Source organism: Providencia sp. PROV_01 (assembly GCF_053098325.1).
The window spans coordinates 1,094,086-1,113,874 of sequence record NZ_JBRFKD010000002.1 but is presented as its reverse complement, the minus strand read 5'-3'; the positions used below and the strand labels follow the sequence as shown (position 1 = coordinate 1,113,874).

18 protein-coding genes are annotated in these 19,789 nt (G+C 43.3%); 5 read left to right on the top strand and 13 right to left on the bottom strand.

Going from position 1 to position 19,789, the window contains the following annotated elements; translation table 11 throughout:
- Positions 1 to 13: 13 nt before the first annotated feature.
- The 5 genes from caiD to caiT all read right to left on the bottom strand — a co-directional run bounded on the left by caiD (position 14) and on the right by caiT (position 6,496).
- On the bottom strand, positions 14 to 799 hold the full coding sequence (gene caiD, locus ACU696_RS05635; RefSeq protein ID WP_115166640.1) for a crotonobetainyl-CoA hydratase: 786 nt from the start codon (positions 797 to 799) through the stop codon (positions 14 to 16).
- Between the two features lie 87 nt (positions 800 to 886).
- Positions 887 to 2,446 carry a crotonobetaine/carnitine-CoA ligase gene (gene caiC, locus ACU696_RS05630; protein ID WP_004914587.1) on the bottom strand — a complete coding sequence of 520 codons (1,560 nt, stop codon included), beginning with the start codon at positions 2,444 to 2,446 and terminating at the stop codon, positions 887 to 889.
- A gap of 71 nt (positions 2,447 to 2,517) precedes the next feature.
- Positions 2,518 to 3,738, bottom strand: a complete 1,221-nt coding sequence (caiB, locus tag ACU696_RS05625; protein WP_004914591.1) for an L-carnitine CoA-transferase — start codon at positions 3,736 to 3,738, stop codon at positions 2,518 to 2,520.
- A 63-nt stretch (positions 3,739 to 3,801) separates the two neighbouring features.
- On the bottom strand, positions 3,802 to 4,944 hold the full coding sequence (gene caiA / locus ACU696_RS05620) for a crotonobetainyl-CoA dehydrogenase (protein WP_004914593.1): 1,143 nt from the start codon (positions 4,942 to 4,944) through the stop codon (positions 3,802 to 3,804).
- Between the two features lie 34 nt (positions 4,945 to 4,978).
- Positions 4,979 to 6,496: an L-carnitine/gamma-butyrobetaine antiporter gene (gene caiT / locus ACU696_RS05615; RefSeq protein WP_117162857.1), complete on the bottom strand. Its 1,518-nt coding sequence runs from the start codon at positions 6,494 to 6,496 to the stop codon at positions 4,979 to 4,981.
- Positions 6,497 to 7,007: 511 nt separating this feature from the next.
- Here caiT and fixA point away from each other — a divergent pair.
- The 5 genes from fixA (at position 7,008) to ACU696_RS05590 (ending at position 11,762) form a co-directional block, all read left to right on the top strand.
- Complete coding sequence (fixA, locus tag ACU696_RS05610; RefSeq protein WP_109911882.1) at positions 7,008 to 7,778, top strand: putative electron transfer flavoprotein FixA; 771 nt, start codon at positions 7,008 to 7,010, stop codon at positions 7,776 to 7,778.
- Between the two features lie 11 nt (positions 7,779 to 7,789).
- A complete protein-coding gene (locus tag ACU696_RS05605; RefSeq protein WP_209102253.1) occupies positions 7,790 to 8,731 on the top strand; it encodes an FAD-binding protein in 942 nt (313 codons plus the stop codon).
- 54 nt (positions 8,732 to 8,785) lie between these two features.
- Entirely contained in the window at positions 8,786 to 10,072 is a 1,287-nt protein-coding gene (fixC, locus tag ACU696_RS05600) for an FAD-dependent oxidoreductase FixC (protein WP_109911880.1), read from the top strand.
- On the top strand, positions 10,069 to 10,356 hold the full coding sequence (gene fixX / locus ACU696_RS05595; protein WP_004914610.1) for a ferredoxin-like protein FixX: 288 nt from the start codon (positions 10,069 to 10,071) through the stop codon (positions 10,354 to 10,356). Before fixC ends, fixX begins: the two co-directional genes overlap by 4 nt.
- An 80-nt stretch (positions 10,357 to 10,436) precedes the next feature.
- On the top strand, positions 10,437 to 11,762 hold the full coding sequence (locus ACU696_RS05590; RefSeq protein WP_249743592.1) for an MFS transporter: 1,326 nt from the start codon (positions 10,437 to 10,439) through the stop codon (positions 11,760 to 11,762).
- Between the two features lie 406 nt (positions 11,763 to 12,168).
- Here the strand turns inward: ACU696_RS05590 and pgpA are convergent, their stop codons facing one another.
- The 8 genes from pgpA to secD form a co-directional block, all read right to left on the bottom strand.
- Positions 12,169 to 12,687, bottom strand: a complete 519-nt coding sequence (pgpA, locus tag ACU696_RS05585; RefSeq protein ID WP_109911879.1) for a phosphatidylglycerophosphatase A — start codon at positions 12,685 to 12,687, stop codon at positions 12,169 to 12,171.
- A gap of 1 nt (position 12,688) precedes the next feature.
- Entirely contained in the window at positions 12,689 to 13,672 is a 984-nt protein-coding gene (gene thiL / locus ACU696_RS05580) for a thiamine-phosphate kinase (RefSeq protein ID WP_004914616.1), read from the bottom strand.
- 243 nt (positions 13,673 to 13,915) lie between these two features.
- Positions 13,916 to 14,332 (bottom strand): transcription antitermination factor NusB, encoded by a 417-nt coding sequence (gene nusB, locus ACU696_RS05575; protein ID WP_004914619.1) that lies wholly within the window; start codon positions 14,330 to 14,332, stop codon positions 13,916 to 13,918.
- A 103-nt stretch (positions 14,333 to 14,435) separates the two neighbouring features.
- Entirely contained in the window at positions 14,436 to 14,909 is a 474-nt protein-coding gene (gene ribH, locus ACU696_RS05570) for a 6,7-dimethyl-8-ribityllumazine synthase (RefSeq protein ID WP_004905531.1), read from the bottom strand.
- A 90-nt stretch (positions 14,910 to 14,999) separates the two neighbouring features.
- Positions 15,000 to 16,115: a bifunctional diaminohydroxyphosphoribosylaminopyrimidine deaminase/5-amino-6-(5-phosphoribosylamino)uracil reductase RibD gene (ribD, locus tag ACU696_RS05565; protein ID WP_004914622.1), complete on the bottom strand. Its 1,116-nt coding sequence runs from the start codon at positions 16,113 to 16,115 to the stop codon at positions 15,000 to 15,002.
- A 5-nt stretch (positions 16,116 to 16,120) separates the two neighbouring features.
- Positions 16,121 to 16,570 (bottom strand): transcriptional regulator NrdR, encoded by a 450-nt coding sequence (gene nrdR, locus ACU696_RS05560; protein ID WP_004914623.1) that lies wholly within the window; start codon positions 16,568 to 16,570, stop codon positions 16,121 to 16,123.
- Positions 16,571 to 16,950: 380 nt separating this feature from the next.
- The gene (gene secF, locus ACU696_RS05555; protein WP_004914625.1) at positions 16,951 to 17,919 is read right to left on the bottom strand and encodes a protein translocase subunit SecF; all 969 of its coding nucleotides are present in this window, start codon (positions 17,917 to 17,919) and stop codon (positions 16,951 to 16,953) included.
- 10 nt (positions 17,920 to 17,929) lie between these two features.
- Positions 17,930 to 19,777: a protein translocase subunit SecD gene (gene secD, locus ACU696_RS05550; protein ID WP_209102255.1), complete on the bottom strand. Its 1,848-nt coding sequence runs from the start codon at positions 19,775 to 19,777 to the stop codon at positions 17,930 to 17,932.
- Positions 19,778 to 19,789: the final 12 nt, after the last annotated feature.

Genomic DNA, 19,789 nt, shown 5'->3' with positions numbered 1-19,789 from the left:
ACTGCTAGATTAATTAGCGACCTTTCCAGTTTGGAGAACGTTTCTCAGAGAAAGCCAATGGCCCCTCTGTGGCATCTTCGGAATGAAGAACCGCAGGATAATGAGTCAGTACACCACTGCGCATTAATTTATAGCCCTCTTCGACAGTAAGCTCTCCTGTCGCGCGGAAAATTTCTTTTAGAGCAGCAACTGCTAATGGCGCACTTTGCGTAACTTGTTCTGCAAGTTCACGGGCTTTATCCATCAGACTCTCAATAGGCACTACATCGTTAGCTATTCCCCAACGTAAAGCTTCTTGTGCATCCATTCTTCTGCCTGTCATCACCATTTCATTCACGATTGGCGCAGGTAAAATTTTAGGTAAACGTAAAACCCCCCCGCTATCTGGAACAATACCGAGCTGAGCCTCAGGTAATGCAAAACTGGCATTTTCAGAACAAATTATCATATCTGCCGCTAAAGCCAGTTCAAAACCGCCACCAAATGCATATCCATTCACCGCCGCAATAACAGGTTTGTTTAAATTAAAAATTTCAGTCAAACCGGCAAAGCCACCTGGGCCAAAGTCAGCATCAGGGGCCTCACCTTCTGCCGCCGATTTTAAGTCCCAGCCTGCAGAGAAAAATCGCTCTCCTGCCCCTGTGATAATTGCAACACGCAACGAAGGATCATCGCGAAAATTAAGGAAAACCTCCCCCATTTTGAAACTGGTTTTTGCATCTATTGCATTAGCTTTAGGTCTATCGAGTATGATTTCTAAAATAGCGCCATTTCGGGTAATTTTTAATGATTCGCTCATAATATAATCCTTTCTTCGTCGTGCAGTGACGCTTCAGGTTGCAGGTATGCAGCCCGAAATGTATGCAAAATTAATCACGTTTGTCGATTATTGCAGATGTTTTTTCAATACTTTTCCAGAGCAGTTACGCGGTAAATCTTTACGTACCTCAACACACGTTGGCACCTTAAATTTCGCCATTTGTTTTTCACAAAAAGCAAAGAACTCTTCCTGAGTTAAGGTTTCCCCTTCTTCAAGCACAATAAAAGCTTTAATCGCTTCATCTCGGATGTCATCCGCAACGCCGATCACTGCTACATCCACAATGGCAGGGTGTGAGGCAATAATATTTTCAATTTCACTGCAAGAGACATTTTCTCCACCGCGTTTGATCATATTGCTGCTTCTATCGACAAAATAGAAAAAGCCATCTTCGTCTTGGTAGGCAAAGTCCCCCGTGTGCATCCATCCCGCTTCATCAAAGGTTTTTGCGGTCGCTTCAGGGTTGTTGTAATACTCTTTAAAAAGGGTTTTACCACGCTCACCTTTCACACAGAGCTCACCAATAACCCCGGCACCAACACGCTGGTTATTTCTGTCCCGAATTTGAGCCTGATAACAAAAACCCGGGCGACCAATGGACGGCCAGCGACGCATATCGCCAGGCCGGTCACCAATCAAACCAACAATAGTCTCCGTCATTCCATACGAAGTTAAAAACCGCTTCACCCCAAAACGGGCCATAAACTGGTCGCGTTCTTCTTCACTTAAATTGAGGTAAAACATGGCTTCTCGTAAACAATGATCTTTTTCGTTATCCGCCAGCGGCTGGCTTAATAATGTGCGGATCATCATGGGGATAAGTTCGATGACAGTCGCTTTGTATTTCACCACTTGTTGCCAAAAACGGCGTGCGCTGTATTTCTCTAATAACACAAACGTTGCACCGACAGAAAATGCAGCCATAGAAGCTGTACATTGGCAGTCAATATGAAAAGCAGGCATGACTGTTAAATAAATATCATCAGAGCGTAAGCTGTTTTGCCAAGAAGAGTAATAACCGGCAAAGCGGAGGTTATAGTGGGTAATAATTACCCCTTTAGGCTTCGAGGTGGTTCCAGAGGTAAATAAAATCTCGGCCGTATCATCGACACTCAATTCAACAACCTGAGTCAATTGCGTATGTTGTTGTGACTGTTCAAACCAAAAGTCAGAAATATGCTCTACGGGTTCAATTTGTGTGTCTGTAATCAAAAAAATATGTTTTAGACTTGTCGCTACGTCAGCGAATACTTGTTGATAAATATCTAAGAAAGAGGAACGAGTGACTACCATTTTGGGTTGGCAGTTCTGCATGATCCAAGCACTTTCATTGTATTTATAACGCGCATTAATTGGGACCATAATCGCCCCAATTTTAGCCAAGCCAAACCAGCAAAAGAAAAATTCCGGGCAATTATCTAAATGTAAAGCCACTTTATCGCCTTTTTGAATGCCATAGGCTAAAAAGAGATTGGCGGTGCGATTAATGTGCTGGTTCATTTCTAAATAGCTGAACTTGCTAGTTTTTCCATCGCAGGATTCAAAGATAAGCGCCTGGCTGTTTCCATGGGTTAACGCTAAATCATCCCACATTTGACGCAAATTTTGTTTACCGATTACATCCATTAATTGTTACCCATCATTTCCCTGATGAATACTCAGCTCAATAGTCATCATTGACCTGAGTACCCATTCAATTAATCAACTATTTTGGCTAGCCCTTTATCGACTAACCCCCGAATATCAGTTTCGCTGTATCCAATATTTTTTAAGATATCTGTCGTGTCCATACCGTGTGATGGCATGCCTCGCCAAATTTGTCCGGGGTTATTTTTGAATTTAGGCATGACGTTAGGACCACGACAGGTTTTTCCTTCCATTGTTTGCCAACTGGTAATAGATTCGCGTGCAATGTATTGAGGATTGGTTTCTAACTCAGGAATAGTAAGGACTTTGGCGCTAGCAATATTCAATTCCGCGAGTCTTGCTAACACTTCATCAATCGAACGTGAACCTAGCCATTCATCGAGTTTTTCTTCAACTAAAGGCCCATAAGGGCATTCCACACGGTGAATTAACTGTGTGCCTTCCGGTATTTCTGGTGTACCTAACAGATGCGCCAACCCAATATCTTTAAAAATTTCCTGAATTTGCGTGATACCAACAATTTCCATCACGATATAGCCATCATTACAACTATATAGGCCACAACCTGCGTAATAGGGGTCTTTCCCTTTTGTCATACGTGGGCAGATCTCTCCACCATTGAAGTAGTCCATCATGAAGTATTGCCCCATACGCAACATCACTTCATACATAGCAACGTCAATGCTTTCACCTTTTCCAGTCTCACGTGCTTTATACAATGCAGCCAGTGCGGCAGTTGTCGCCGTCATGCCAGAAAAATAGTCTGCGGTATAAGGAAAAGCCGGCATTGGCTGGTCTTTATCACCGTTTTGAATCAGATAGCCGCTGAAGGCTTGAGCAATGGTGTTATACGCTGCGAGGTTGGTATATTGTGGGTCACCGTACTGCCCAAAACCGGATAAGTGTGCAATGACCAGTTTAGGGTTATGTTCCCAAAGTACTTCGTCCGTGATACCACGACGAGCAAATGCGGGGCCTTTACTCGCTTCAATGAAGATATCGGTTGTTTCCATCAGTTTTAGAAACGCGTCACGCCCCTCATCTTTGAAAATATTCAATGATAACGCACGTAAATTACGCCGTGATAGCTGTGGGTAGTTGGGTTGAACGCGAATAGTGTCTGCCCAGGCGACATTTTCTATCCAGATCACTTCAGCGCCCCATTCTGCAAACATTTGCCCTGCAAATGGGCCAGCAATTTCAATTCCTGAAAATACCACTCTAACCCCAGCTAGAGGGCCAAATTCTGGCATAGGTAGATGCTCTGCCATGTTCTTATCTCCTGTGAAGCAGGGTTGGCCTTCTCTTGAAAACCATCCCATTACGTTCAGTTATTAGCGGTATTGTTTCAGTACGCTACGGCCTAATGTCAGTATTTGCATTTCATCTGAACCACCTGATACGCGATCCACACGAAGGTCACGCCAGAAACGGGCGATCCGGTGCTCACCTGCAATTCCTACACCACCGAGTACTTGCATCGCAGAGTCCACGACTTCAAATGCCGCATTTGCACAGAAGTATTTACACATTGCTGCATCACCAGAGGTGATCAATCCGTTGTCACTCTTCCATGCAGTTTCATATAACATGTTGCGCATTGAATTGAGCTTGATCGCCATATGTGCAAATTTTTCTTGAATTAACTGAAAACGACCAATGGCTTCACCGAATTGAACACGCTGGTTAGCGTAACGCGCCGCATCTTCGAACGCACACATCGCGGTACCATAGTTAGTTAATGCCACTAAGAAACGCTCATGGTCGAACTCTTCTTTTACACGGTTAAAACCGTTACCTTCGCGGCCAAACATGTCTTTTTCATCCAGTTCGACATTATCAAAGGTAATTTCACAACAGCTATCCATGCGTAAACCCAGTTTTTCAAGTTTATTCACCTTGATACCTGGTTTGCTCATATCTAAGAACCATTCGGTGAAAACAGGTTTGTCTGGTGAATCCGCATCGCGACTCATCACCACAATGTATGGGGTGTAAGCACTACTGGTGATAAAACATTTGCTACCGTTCAAATACACTTTGCCATTACGGCGTTGGTAGGTGGTTTGTAGGCTACCAACATCAGATCCTGCACCCGGTTCAGTGATCGCCGAGTTCCACATTTGTTTACCCGTACCACGGAACGCCATGATTTTGTCAATTTGCTCTTGAGTTCCTTCTCTAAGCACCGTATTAAAACCGCCCGGTAATTGATACAACACATAGGTTGGTGCACCTAGGCGACCAAGCTCCATCCATACCGCAGCAACGGTGATAAACCCTGCATTTAAGCCGCCATGTTCTTCTGGGATCAGCAGGTTATCGATTTCCATATCCGCTAAGGCTTTGACAAAGCGTTCAGGATATTTACTGTCTCGGTCACATTCGGCGAAATAGCTTTCCCAGTTTTCACTGGCCATCAGTTCACGGATCCCTGCGACAAACAGTTCCTGCTCATCATTCAATCTAAAATCCATATCAATAACCTCTTACATGTTGTTTTTGAATAAATTAGTCATTTTTCCAATGCACTTTGGCATCTTTAATAAAGGAGAGCGTTACCATGATGTTGACGAAAAAAAGTGGGCATCCTCCGGCAATTATCGCGGTTTGAATTGGTTTTAATCCGCCTAAAGCCAGCAAGACAATGCCGATAACGCCAACTAAGACAGACCAACCAATGCGCACTAATAACGGTGGCTCATCGCCATCTTTAACTGCGCGACAAGTTGACATCGCAAGTGTGTAAGAACACGCGTTGATCAGTGTCACCGTGGCGATAAAGCAGAGGATGAAGAAGCCCCAAATTGTTACAGTGCTCAAAGGTAAAGCAGCCCATGTTTCAATGATGGCGCGTGCGACGCCGAACTCTTCGATCAGCTTTGGAATGTTAATAATGTTTTGGTCTACCAGTTGTAGGGTATTACTACCTAATATTGTCCAAATTAGCGTAGTTCCTGCCGTCAAGCCTGCTACCATACCGATACACAGCTCACGGACGGTACGGCCTTTAGAGATACGTGCGAGGAAAATACACATTTGGATGGCATAAATTACCCACCACGCCCAATAGAACACGGTCCAACCTTGTGGGAAACCGCCTTTGCCGACTGCATCTGTATAGAACAACATGCGTGGCATATACATCATTAGAACCCCGATAGAATCGGTAAAATAGTTCACAATGAAGCTAGCGCCGCCAACAATAAATACCCATCCCAGCATCAAGAAACTCAAGTAGCTACGGACGTCACTGGCGATTCTCACCCCTTTTTGCAAACCAAAAGCCACACAAATTGCATTCAGGATGATCCAGCAGAAGATAATGATGGCATCGAGCTCAAGAGTATGAGGAATTCCAAACAGGTATTGAATACATTCGGTAACCAGCGGTGTCGCTAGCCCTAAACTCGTCCCCATTGCTAAAATCAATGCGACCAAGTAAAAGTTATCAATAATGGTTCCAAACCAGCCATTTACGTGTTTCTCACCCACTAATGGAACCAGCGTACTACTTGGGCGAATAACATCCATTTTACGAACGAAGAAAAAGTAACCAAATGCGACCGATAAGAAGCTATAAGTCGCCCATGGGAGCGGTCCCCAGTGGAATAAGCTATAGGCTAACCCGATATTTTTCGCTTCATTTGAATAAGGCTCAAAACCAAATGGAGGCGCTGATACATAGTAGAATATTTCAATCGAACCCCAGAAAAGTACGGCAGCTGAAGTACAAGATGCGAACATCATGAAAATCCAGCTTGCTCGGCTAAACTCAGGTTTTTCTTCCCCTAAGCGCTTCTTCGCATAAGGCCCTAAAATCAACCAAAACCAGCCACCAAACATGACAACCATATACCACTCAAATGCCCAGCCCCACACATTGGTGACATAGCTGAAAACTTGGTTGATAACTTCATTTGACGCATCTAAATCACGAACAGTTAACCAACACAGTAGTCCAACAATGATCAACGGTGGAAAAAAAACCTTCGGTTCGATCCCACCTTTTTTATTTTCTTTGCTCATAGTTCGGTCCCAATTTATTATTTAATATATAAGTTTTAAAATAGATATTATTCTCATTACCTAATATCTATATGCATTTAAAACTTATATTTATTATTAAATCCCAACAAACCTAATTAAGTATTAATTCAAATTCTATCCAAATCATGTCTAGTCCCCATAAACAATTCTGTTATTAAGGTCACAATATTATTCGTGATAAATAATTGTTATTAACTTTAATAATTAAAACACCAATAAATACATAGAGATAAAATATTGTGTAACGTTAATGTTATTAAATACCTTCAGTATTGGTGATTCCAGTAGCAATATTGAACATTTCATTGATAACTAGATGATTTTTACAGTATTGGTGAGTAGGGTATCAGTATGAATATTTAAACCCACTTTAATTTAAGGTTTTCAATATTGGTGACTTAGGTTTTATTTTTAAATATCCAGTTCATGATAATTATATAATCCGAAACCGAAACGGATCATATTTATTAATATTATTTTAGGAGATGTAATGAATATTATTACATGCTATAAATCTGTTCCTGATGAACAAGATATTATTGTAAATAGCGCAGATGGTTCTTTAGATTTTTCACGTGCCGATACCAAAATCAGTCAATATGATTTAAATGCAATTGAAACCGCTAATCAAATAAAAGCACAGCAAGCTGACAGCAAAGTGATTGCGTTAAGTATTGGTGGTAAAGCACTCACGAATATGAAAGCACGTAAAGATGTGCTATCGCGTGGCCCAGATGAGCTCGTTGTTGTGATTGATGACCAACTTGAGCATGCACTTCCCCATCAAACTGCCATTACCCTTGGTGCAGCGGCACAGAAAGTGGGCTTCGATTTAATTATTTGTGGTGATGGCTCCGCAGATCTCAATGCACAACAAGTGAGCATTTTATTAGGTGAAACGCTGCAAATTCCTGCCATCAATGGTGTGAAAAAAATTGTTTCCATCACAGCTGATACGGTCATTGTAGAACGTGAGCTAGAAGATGAAATTGAAACGCTATCCATGCCATTACCGGCCATTATCGCTGTAACCTCCGACATTAACGTTCCTGTTATTCCTTCAATGAAAGCCATTTTAGGTGCCGCTAAAAAACCCGTCCAAGCCTGGACGATGGCAGATATTGGCTTAGATAACGTTGCCGCATTATCGTCTCAATCTATCGCCGCGCCGAAACAAAAAGTCCGCCAGCGGGTCATCATTGAAGGTGATGGCGATGACCAAATTGCGCAATTTGCTGAACATTTAAGAAAAATTATTTAATTGGAGGAGTTATGAGCAAATTATCAACCGTTTGGGTATTTAGTGATATGACTTCTCGCTTACCTGAACCTATCGGTGGTGCCCTCTCGCTTGGCGAGCAAGTGAATGTTTTTGCCCTTGATGAAGCACAAAGCGCACAAGCTTTCCAACTTGGCGCTTCGCAAGTCTTTCTATTAACAGGTAAACCCGATGACCGCATTATTGAAGACTATGCGGACACGATGGTTTCCACCATCAAACAACAAAGCGATAACGGTTTACTGTTGTTACCAAATACCCGCAGAGGAAAATTACTTGCAGCACGCTTAGGCGCGAAACTACAAGCCGCGGTTTCCAATGATGCCGCCGCAATCACAATTGAATCTGAAAAACCGCTGATTAAACATATGGTTTATGGTGGCTTAGCCTTCGGCCAAGAGACCCTAGATAGCGCATTTTCAATTGCAACCCTTACCTCTGGTACATTTGAAGCGGCACCGAGTGATGCATCACGTAGCGGCACAGCTCAAGCTACACAATGGGTCGAACCAAAACAATCTATTGTACGTACCTCGATTCAGAAAAAAGCAGGTAACTCAGTGGAATTAGACAAGGCACGCTTAGTTGTCAGTGTCGGGCGAGGTATTGGTAGCCAAGAAAACATTGCGATTGCCAAAACGCTTGCCGATACCATCGGTGCTGAAATCGCTTGTTCTCGCCCAGTCGCAGAAAATGAAAAATGGATGGAACATGAGCGCTATGTGGGTATTTCTAACTTAATGCTCAAACCTGAACTTTATCTTGCCGTCGGCATTTCAGGGCAGATTCAACATATGGTCGGTGCGAATGGCGCACAAACGATCGTCGCAATCAACAAAGATAAAAACGCCCCTATTTTCCAATTTGCAGACTACGGGATCGTTGGCGATCTGTTCAAAATCTTACCTGCGTTAACGCAACAACTGGCGAAATAAACTCAATAACAGTGAGGCATTTTCCTCACTGTTTTCGTGACCTTTGGAGAAACTATGTCCGATGATATTTTTGATGCAATCATTGTAGGCGCAGGTCTAGCTGGCTCTGTAGCTGCATTGGTGCTTGCCCGTGAAGGTGCGCAAGTTCTCCTAATCGAAAGAGGAAACTACGCGGGCGGCAAAAACGTAACAGGTGGGCGAATGTATGCCCATAGCTTAGAACGCATTATTCCAGGCTTTACCCAAGAAGCGCCTATTGAGCGCATGATCACACGCGAAAAACTGTCATTTATGACCGAAACTGGCGCTGTTACAGTTGATTTCCAAAATGGCTCAGAACAAAGCCCTGATGAAACGTCTTGGTCTGTACTACGCGGTAAATTGGATCCATGGCTAGTTGAACAGGCCGAAAATGCTGGTGCACAGTGTATTACGGGTATTCGAGTTGATAAGTTAGTTGAACGTGATGGCAAGGTAGTTGGTGTTGAGGCTGATGGTGATGTACTTGAAGCTAAAGTGGTCATTTTAGCGGATGGCGTCAACTCACTGCTGGCTGAACAACTTGGCATGACTAAACGCGTCAATGCAGAACATGTCGCTGTTGGTGTAAAAGAGCTCATTGAACTACCAAGAGATGTTCTAGCTAACCGTTTTAACCTTAAAGACAAAGAAGGTGTTGCTTGGCTATTTGCTGGCTCACCAACCGATGGCTTGATGGGCGGTGGGTTCCTCTATACCAATGAAGATACCGTTTCACTCGGCTTAGTTTGCGGCCTACACCATATTAAAGATGCTAAAAAATCTGTTCCGCAAATGCTTGAAGACTTTAAACAACATCCGGCTGTTGCACCTTTGATTGAAGGTGGAAAAATGGTCGAATATGCCGCGCACGTCGTCCCTGAAGCGGGTTTAAAAATGCAATCCGAATTGGTTCGTGATGGTGTATTAATTGCTGGTGATGCCGCGGGTATGTGTATGAATTTAGGTTTTACTATTCGTGGTATGGACTTAGCCGTTGCTTCAGGTGAAGCCGCAGCAAAAGCGGTACTTAGCGCAATGAAAACTGACGATTTCAGCAAGCAAAATTTAAATCAATACCTCGCACTGCTCAACGAAGGCCCATTACGGGACATGAAAATGTACCAAAAAATGCCTGAGTTTTTGGATAACCCGCGCATGTTTTCTGCTTACCCAGAAATGGCGGTTGGTATTGCAAAAAAACTCTTCACTATTTCAGATGAAACTCCTGTGCCTTTACGTAAGACCATGTTACAACACGCGAAAAAAGTGGGCTTTATGAACTTGCTCAAGGATGGAATTAAAGGAGTCAGAGCAATATGAGTAATCCAGTCAACGTTGATGTCAAACTCGGTATTAATAAATTTAATGTCGATGAAGAAAACCCACATATTGTGATAAAAGAGCATCCAGATATGAATGTGCTCGACACATTAACTAAAGCTTGCCCTGCGGGATTATATAAAAAACAAGAAGATGGCTCAGTACGTTTCGATTATGCCGGCTGTCTCGAATGTGGAACCTGCCGCATTCTTGGCTTAGATAGTGCATTAGAAAAGTGGGAATACCCACGCGGCACTTTCGGTATTGAATTTCGTTACGGCTGATTTATTTAGCATCGCTCTCGAAGCTAATAACTTCGAGAGTTTTCAAGCGTTTATTTGCGCTGATCAGGGACACACCCATAATGAAACCAAAAAGTTTTGATGATATTCAATTTTCCTCCGTTCACCGACGGATCATGCTGTGGGGTAGCGGTGGGCCTTTTCTGGATGGTTATGTATTAGTCCTGATCGGCGTTGCATTAGAACAACTCACCCCCGTATTAAGTTTAAGTAGTGAATGGATTGGCTTATTGGGCGCTGCAACATTGGCAGGCCTATTCATTGGTACTTCTCTATTTGGCTATATTTGTGACCAAGTCGGTCGTCGTAAAATGTTTTTAATTGATATTGTTGCCATTGGTGCCATTTCAGTCGCGACCATGTTTGTCTCAACACCGATGGAGCTGCTTATCATGCGGTTCTTAATCGGGATTGTAATAGGTGCAGACTACCCAATTGCAACGTCAATGATCACCGAATTTTCCAATACCAAACAACGTGCATTTGCTGTCGGGTTTATTGCAGCAATGTGGTATGTCGGTGCCACCTGTGCCAATCTCGTCGGCTATATGCTATATGACGTGGAAGATGGCTGGCGCTGGATGCTTGGTAGCTCAGTGATCCCCTGTATTATTATTTTGATTGGTCGTTTTGATTTACCTGAATCACCTCTTTGGCTGATTCGCAAAGGGCGCGTTAAAGAATGTGAAAAAATGATGGAAAAGTTATTTGGCCAACCCGTAATATTTGAAGCCGAAGAACAACAAAAAACACACTTTCTTCAATTATTCACTAAGAGGCATTTTTCTTTCGTCCTATTCACCGCCATTATTTGGACCTGCCAAGTGATCCCGATGTTTGCAATTTACACCTTTGGACCACAAATCGTTGGGCAGTTGGGGTGGGATCAAGGAAAAAACGCTGCACTCGGTAACGTAGTTATCAGCTTATTCTTTATGCTAGGCTGCTTACCTGCGATGTATTGGCTGAATAAAATGGGACGGCGACCATTATTGATTGGTAGCTTTGCCATTATGACCCTCGCACTTGCCATACTTGGGCTATTTTCAAACCTTGGTATTTGCCTTGTGATTATCATGTTTGGGATTTACGCTTTTTTCTCAGGGGGACCCGGTATTTTACAATGGCTTTACCCTAACGAACTGTTTCCAACCGATATTCGCGCATCCGCCGTTGGGATCATTATGTCTATCAGCCGTATTGGCACTATTTTTTCAACATGGGCATTACCGCTATTTATCACTAAATACGGTGTCAGTTCGGTGGTATTGATGGGTGCAGGCGTTTCTTTGCTTGGACTGATCGTTTCGATCCTATTTGCACCAGAAACCAAAGGCTTAACCCTAGCACAAACCTCAGTGATGGGTATTCGGCGCAAAAAGACATAAGAGAAGTAAAAGAAGTTACTACGATAAACAATCACATCAAATACACTAAATAATTCGTGCTGCACCAAGGCAGCAAGAGAAACTAATCCCTAGGAGCATAGGAGAGTATGTGACTAGGGTAACGCAGTGGCAGTAAGAAGTATAACGCGTATTTATACGCTAAATAGTTCAGATTGTAGGTAGGCGGCAAGCGAATAAGACCCTAGGAGCATACACAAGTATGTGACTAGGGCGAATAAGCGAAGCCAACACCCCTACAATTTGAAATATGACACGTATTTATACGCTAAATAGTTTGTGTTGTGGCTAGGCGGCAATCGAGGTTATCCCGATGAGCATACACAAGTATGTGATTCGGGTAACCAAGTGCGGCCAACAACGCCACAGCGCAAAATATGACGCGTATTTAGTTGGTAGAGAATGGCATGATGTCATACCATACCAACAACCAAATAGTCACATAAGCAAAAATTGCCGCAATAATATCGTCAATCATGATGCCAAAACCGCCGCTGACTTTTCGGTCAAAAATCCTTATCGGCCATGGCTTCCACATGTCATAAATGCGGAAAATAAAGAAGGCGGTGATGACCCATTCATAATCAACAACTGGGATCGCCATGAGAGTAATCCACATCCCGATAAATTCATCCCAAACAATGCTGCCGTGGTCATGAATTTTCATATCATCGGAAGTGCGCTGACAAATTAAGCAACCAATCCAAAAACCCGCGATAATAAGCACCCACAGGCTCCAAATTGGCATGTTGGCCATTAATAACCAGAAAGGTATCGCAGCAAGAGAGCCCATTGTGCCTGGCACAATAGGTGAAAGGCCGCTACCAAATCCTGTAGCCAATAAGTGCCAAGGATTACGCATATTCAGCCGTTTTTTTGCTTCTGCTTTTTCTTGGCGACTAGCCATTCTATGCACCTTCCGAAACAAAATGATCGAAACCTTTTAGGTTTACATCAACTTCTTGGTTATTGCAAAAGTAGCTAATTCCTTCAGACTGCGGCTTAATTTGCCCAATACACGTAAAGCCTGAGCCTGTGTGTGCAAGTGCCATCTCTAGCGCTCCACGGTTAATTTCAGGAACGGTAAAGCAAAGTTCGTAGTCTTCACCACCACTCAAAGACCATAAACGCCCTTGTTCGATACTACAACTTTGTTTCAACGCTTCTGATTGAGGCAATGCATCTAAATTAATGCGCGCACCACAACTGCTCGCTTTCAAGATGTGGTTGAGATCAGAAACTAAACCGTCAGAAATATCAATCGCAGAAGAAGCCAGGTTTCTCAATGCTTGGCCTTGTAAAATCCGTGGCTGTGGACGTAAATGGCGCGCAATTAGCCATTCTTGATGTTCTACATTTTTAACATTCAGTTTATCTTGTAAAATAGCAAGGCCAGCAGCGCTATCACCGAGAGTCCCCGTTACATAAATCCAATCGCCATTACGCGCCCCCGCACGGGACATCGCTTTGCCGTTTGGCACTAAGCCATGAACCGTGTAGGTCAAGCTCATAGGGCCTCGGGTTGTATCACCACCAATTAATTGCATGCCATAATAGTTAAGCTGTTCAAACAAACTATCACTAAAAGATTGTAACCAATCACAATCAACACAAGGCAATGTAATTGCCAAAGAAACCCATGCAGGGTCTGCGCCCATCGCTGCGAGGTCACTTAAATTAGATGCTAATGATTTATAAGCAAGATCAGCTGGTGAAATGGTTGGTAGGAAATGAATACCAGAAACGAGAGTGTCAGTGCTTACAGCAAGTTGCTGTTTTTCTGGAATGGTCATCAACGCACAGTCATCCCCAATACCGATATTAACATCACGTCGGTTAGTGGTTTGACGGTTAAAATAACGCGCGATGAGGTCAAATTCGCCATATGACATGGTAGATTTTCCGTTTTCGCTATATCTATTTTCGTTTAAGACGAAGCAAATAATTTACACCCTAATAATTCAATAATAGGTAAATAGCACTGAATTGCTAACCTGAAGAGTCTATCTAATTGGCTGCAATTATTCTTCGCTCACCGGCCATTGAAATATCGCGAGCATATAAACACAAAGGTAGACTGGAACCCAGGCTACCTATTTATTACCGTAGTGCTACAGGAGGGAACCCTGATATTATTATTTTTTACGGCGTACCGCAGGTGCAGCTTTGTCTAATACACCGTTAACGAATTTATGGCTATCTTCTGCGCCAAAAACTTTCGCTAATTCAATACCTTCGTTGATTGCGACTTTATAAGGTACATCTTCACGGAAACTTAATTCAAACATGGAGACGCGTAAAATCGCTTTTTCTACCTGCCCTAACTCTTCGAGCTGACGAGATAAATAAGGCGCCATCTGTTGATCTAGTTTTGTTGCGTTAGTCGCAACACCTGATAACAGTTCACGAAAATAGTTTACGTCGACGTCTGACATGTCCTGTTCAGCAATAAACTCATATTCGACTTCAGCAATTGGATTGCCAGATAATTGCCATGAATAAATGGCTTGTACAGCACACTCACGAGCGCGGCGACGAGCAGCAGGTTTCACAAGATTCCCCTTAAATTTAAAAACTGTACACAATAAATACTTGTTGCATTGCGTAATCTACACCGTAGTGGCGAAAAAATAGCAACATAGAGCAAATTGTGTATTATTTGCCTTTGATGGCCTTAATTACATTAATCATTTCAAGTGCTGTCAGTGCAGCTTCAGCACCTTTATTACCTGCTTTAGTACCCGCACGTTCAATAGCTTGTTCAATATTTTCAGTGGTTAACACACCAAAAGTCACTGGAACTTCACTGTTCATCGCAACATGAGATAAACCGGAGCTACATTCACCTGCAACGTATTCAAAGTGAGCAGTACCACCACGAATCACAGTACCTAATGCAATCACTGCATCATATTTATTCGTTTCAACCAATGCTTTTGTGGTCAATGGCAGCTCATAAGCGCCTGGAACCCACACAATTGTAATATTGTCATTTGAAACCTGACCAATGCGTTCTAACGCATCAACAGCACCTTCCAGCAGACTATCATTAATAAAGTTGTTAAAACGAGCGATAGCGATAGCAACACGCGCTTGTGGAGCAGCAACAACACCTTTAATTACGTTCATAGCCTTCCTCTAATATTAATTATAACCCGCGGGGCGCGGATTTTATCACATTCTTTCGTGTATCGTACGTATGATTTTCAAAAAAACCACTTACCATACGGGACGAAGCCTGACACGAAGGTCTGGCCCGACTTGCTTCACTTCTGTAAATTCAAATTTTGGCGCATCAACAAGGGCGTTAAGCGGCGGAAAGTCCACCAAACCTCGAGCGCTGTCACCTAATAATTTAGGTGCAATATAGACAATCAGTTCGTCAACTAAACCTAGCTTAAGTAATGAGCCTGCGAGTTTTGCTCCCGCCTCAACCCAAATGCTATTCACATTACGTTTAGCCAGCTGCATCATCAAAATAACCAGATCGGTGCCGTTTTCATCTGCTGGAATAGCGATTTGCTCAATTTTTCCTTGCCATACCGCATTTTCATCTGGGGTTGAGCGCACTAACCAACATTCACCATCTAATTGAGTAACTTTATGGTCAGGAGTCACTCGATTGTGATTATCTAGCACAATACGAATGGGTTGGCGTACTTGGCTTTCTGGATACACTTGTTGGATATCTGATGGGAGCTCATTCCAACGTACCGTTAAAGAAGGGTCATCAGCAACAACCGTGCTGCTCGTACTTAAAATAGCACTTGCCTCGGCTCGAAGAGCTTGTACATCTTTGCGAGCTGCCGGGCTGGTAATCCATTTGCTTTCCCCAGATTCAAGGGCGGTCTTGCCATCAAGCGAAGCAGCAAGTTTCAACTGGATATAGGGAAACCCGGTACGCATACGTTTTAAAAAGCCACGGTTCGCCGCTTCAGCATCGTCTAATAAAACATTACTACGTGTTTCAATTCCTGCTTGCGACAACATATACAGACCACGGCCTGCAACCTGAGGATTTGGGTCTTGCATCGCCGCTACAACTCGGCTTACACCTGCATTAATCAGTGCTTCTGCACAAGGCGGAGTGCGGCCGTGATGACTACAAGGCTCAAGGGTGACATAGGCCGTTGCCCCTTGCGCTTTTTCTCCTGCCATACGCAATGCGTGAACCTCAGCGTGGGGTTCCCCTGCTTTCTGATGATACCCTTCACCGACAATGGCACCATCACGCACAATCACACACCCGACATTTGGATTAGGTGATGTAGTAAAACGCCCTTTTCGTGCCAATTCAAAAGCACGAGCCATATACATGTTGTCTTGTTCAATCATTGGCGTTAATCCTGTAATTTAGCGATTTCTTCGCCAAATTCGCGCACATCTTCAAAGCTGCGGTAAACAGAAGCAAAACGGATATAGGCAACTTTATCGAGCTTTTTCAGTTCATCCATAACCAAACTACCAATCAATTTAGACGGAACTTCACGTTCCCCCGTAGCCCGAAGCTGAGATTTAATAGAAATAATAGCTTGCTCAATGTCATCAGAACTTACAGGCCGTTTTTCTAATGCCTTTTGCATACCTCGATTAAGCTTTTCTTCATCAAAAGGTTCACGAATATCGTCGCTTTTAATGACTCTAGGCATGACAAGCTCAGCGACTTCAAAAGTGGTGAAGCGTTCATGACAAAGTAAGCACTGGCGGCGTCTACGGACTTGGGACCCTTCACCGACCAGACGCGAGTCAATAACTTTCGTATCTACAGCTGAGCAGAATGGGCAGTGCATAGCGTTTCCTGAATCTATTTAGGGGGAGATAGTTTACCCTACTGTGCGAGAAAAAACACCCTAGAAGATGCCTCCTAGGGTGTTCTCGTTGCTCTTCATATTTCGCGTTGTAGGGGTGTTGGCATCGTTTATTAACCCTAGTCACATACTTTTGTATGCTCCTAGGGATTAATTACACTTGCCGCCTACCTACAACACGAACTATTTTGAGCACTAATTGGCTTAACTCTTTATTATTCCCGTTGTAGGGGTATTGGCATCGCTTATGAACCCTAGTCACATACTTTTGTATGCTCCTAGGGATTAATTACACTTGCCGCCTACCTACAACACGAACTATTTTGAGTGCTAATTAGCTTAGTTACTCATCATTTTTAAAACTAAGGCAGTAATGACTCTTGGTCTGCGCCTTCTTTTTCGACTTTCGCTTGCATCAAGTGTTCACGCTTCATACCCATCTTCAGTGCTAATGCAGAAGCCACATAAATAGATGAGATAGTACCGATAGTTACACCGATTAACATAACCAATGAGAAGCCTTCTAACATTGCGCCACCGAACAGGTATAGCATCAGAACCACTAATAATGTGGTGGCTGATGTCATGATGGTACGGCTCAATGTTTGCGTCAAAGAGACGTTCATGATTTCGTACGGTGTACCACGGCGTATTTTACGGAAGTTTTCACGGATACGGTCTGATACAACGATACTGTCGTTCAGTGAGTAACCAATAACTGACATCAATGATGCCACAATAGTCATATCTATCTCTATATGGAACAAAGACAGAATACCTAAAGTGATCACCACATCATGCGCAAGAGATAACACGGCACCCGCGGCCAAACGCCATTCAAAACGGAAACCAACGTAGACTAGGATACAAATCAACGCAGTTAACAGAGCCAAAGCCCCTGTTTGCGCTAATTCAGCCCCAACACTTGGCCCCACGAATTCAATGCGTTTTACGGTTGCTTTATCATCCACATTTTGGTTGATAATCGTGATAATTTCTTTACCGACTTCTTGACCAGCAGTGCCTTCAATTGGCGGAATACGGATCATGATATCGCGGCTGCTACCAAAGTTTTGGATTAATGGATCTTTATGATTCGAGTTAGACAAGCTATCACGAATTTTATCCAAATCAGCTGGCTGACTTAAGTTGATTTCAATTACCGTACCACCGGTAAAATCTAAGCCCCAGTTAAAACCTTTGACGCCAATAATCACAAAAGAAGCTATCAGTAATACGATAGAAATGCTAAAGGCAACGTTGTCCCAGCGCATAAAGTCATAAACTTTACGGCCATAGTTCAATTGTTCAACAGTATAATCCTGTGCCACAACGTGCTCCTTAAATTGACAGCTTGTTAATACGTTTACCGCCGTAAAGCAGGTTCACGATAGCACGTGTACCAACGATAGCTGTAAACATAGAGGTTGCGACACCAATCGCTGTCGTAATCGCAAAGCCTTTAATAGACCCAGTACCCACTGCATAGAGAATAATCGCAGTGATCAGTGTCGTTAAGTTTGCGTCTGTAATACTTGAGAAGGCGCCTTTATACCCTTCATGAATTGCTTGCTGAACAGATCGACCGTTCTTGAGCTCTTCTTTAATCCGTTCGTTAATTAGAACGTTCGCATCGACGGCAACCGCAAGGGTTAATACGATACCGGCAATACCAGGCATAGTCAGTGTTGCGCCCGGTAATAAGGACATCACCCCAACAATTAACACCAAGTTTGCCAACAGCGCGCTACTCGCAATCAGACCAAATTTACGATAGTAAATAATCATAAATAGGATAGAAGCTAACAGACCTGCGATACAGGCTTTCAGCCCTTGCTCGATATTTTGCATACCTAGTGTTGGGCCAATGGTACGTTCTTCAACAATTTGGATTGGCGCAATCAACGCACCTGCACGTAACAGTAATGAAAGCTGGCGAGCTTCAGTGCCGTTAGTAATACCAGTAATACGGAATTTGCTACCAAAACGTGCAGAAATACGTGCCGCATTGATGACTTTTTCATCTTTCACCAAAATTGAACGGCCCGTTACATCTTTCTTGCCACTGTCTTTGTATTCAACAAACAGCGTTGCCATCAGCTTGTCTTGGTTATCACGTGTAAAGTCAGACATGATAGAACCACCAGAACTATCAAGACTGATACTCACTTGTGGTTGACCGTTTTCATCCGCATCAGATGTTGAGTCGGTAATATGGTCACCCGTTAAGATCACACGCTTATATAAGACATAAGGCATGCCTTCACGGTCATATTTAACTTCTGAATCACCTGGTACACGGCCACTTTCCGCTGCAGAAGAATCCACAGCGGTATTCACTAGACGGAATTCTAATGTCGCAGTCGCACCTAAAATTTCTTTTGCGCGCGCGGTATCTTGAATACCCGGTAATTCAACCACAATTCGGTCAGCGCCTTGGCGTTGAACGAGTGGCTCCGCAACACCTAATTGGTTTACACGGTTGCGAATAATAGTAATGTTCTGAGAAACCGCGTAGTTACGTGCTTCACGTAAACGCTCGTCGGTCATCACTGCGATCATGGTGTTATCGCTGCCATCACTAAAGACTAAGTCTGGGTATTTACGAGACAATGCTTTTTCAGCTTGGCTACGATCATCCGCGTTACGGAAACGAACTTCCACGCTATAATCATTGCCTTTACGAATAGAAGAGTACGCAATGCCTTCTTGACGCAGGTCATTACGCAAACCATCCATGTTTTGTTCCTGCAATTTACCTAATGCAGTGTCCATATCAACTTCCATCAGGAAGTGAACCCCACCACGCAGATCAAGACCAAGCTTCATCGGTTCACCACCGATAGCTTCGAGCCACTTAGGCGTTGCAGGTGCAAGGTTTAATGCAACAACATACTGGTCACCCAGTGCATTCATGATCACTTCACGCGCACGTAACTGAACATCAGAGTTGTTGAATCGGGCTAAAATGGCCCCATTTTCTAGAGAGATAGATTTACTCTCAATTTTATCGTCTTTTAACGATTTCTGGACTTGGATCAGCGTTTGTTCATTGGCGGCGGTTCCCCGCACGCCAGTGATCTGAACAGCCGGATCCTCACCATATAGGTTTGGAAGTGCATAAAGCAAACCGATGAGGATCGCGAAGATCAACATCAGATACTTCCACAAAGGATAACGGTTTAGCACGGCAGTTCCCTT

Coding starts and splice junctions, on each gene's coding strand:
- caiD (WP_115166640.1), bottom strand. CDS start 799: ATGAGCGAATCATTAAAAATTACCCGAAATGGCGCTATTTTAGAAATC.
- caiC (WP_004914587.1), bottom strand. CDS start 2,446: ATGGATGTAATCGGTAAACAAAATTTGCGTCAAATGTGGGATGATTTA.
- caiB (WP_004914591.1), bottom strand. CDS start 3,738: ATGGCAGAGCATCTACCTATGCCAGAATTTGGCCCTCTAGCTGGGGTT.
- caiA (WP_004914593.1), bottom strand. CDS start 4,944: ATGGATTTTAGATTGAATGATGAGCAGGAACTGTTTGTCGCAGGGATC.
- caiT (WP_117162857.1), bottom strand. CDS start 6,496: ATGAGCAAAGAAAATAAAAAAGGTGGGATCGAACCGAAGGTTTTTTTT.
- fixA (WP_109911882.1), top strand. CDS start 7,008: ATGAATATTATTACATGCTATAAATCTGTTCCTGATGAACAAGATATT.
- ACU696_RS05605 (WP_209102253.1), top strand. CDS start 7,790: ATGAGCAAATTATCAACCGTTTGGGTATTTAGTGATATGACTTCTCGC.
- fixC (WP_109911880.1), top strand. CDS start 8,786: ATGTCCGATGATATTTTTGATGCAATCATTGTAGGCGCAGGTCTAGCT.
- fixX (WP_004914610.1), top strand. CDS start 10,069: ATGAGTAATCCAGTCAACGTTGATGTCAAACTCGGTATTAATAAATTT.
- ACU696_RS05590 (WP_249743592.1), top strand. CDS start 10,437: ATGAAACCAAAAAGTTTTGATGATATTCAATTTTCCTCCGTTCACCGA.
- pgpA (WP_109911879.1), bottom strand. CDS start 12,687: ATGGCTAGTCGCCAAGAAAAAGCAGAAGCAAAAAAACGGCTGAATATG.
- thiL (WP_004914616.1), bottom strand. CDS start 13,672: ATGTCATATGGCGAATTTGACCTCATCGCGCGTTATTTTAACCGTCAA.
- ribH (WP_004905531.1), bottom strand. CDS start 14,909: ATGAACGTAATTAAAGGTGTTGTTGCTGCTCCACAAGCGCGTGTTGCT.
- ribD (WP_004914622.1), bottom strand. CDS start 16,115: ATGATTGAACAAGACAACATGTATATGGCTCGTGCTTTTGAATTGGCA.
- nrdR (WP_004914623.1), bottom strand. CDS start 16,570: ATGCACTGCCCATTCTGCTCAGCTGTAGATACGAAAGTTATTGACTCG.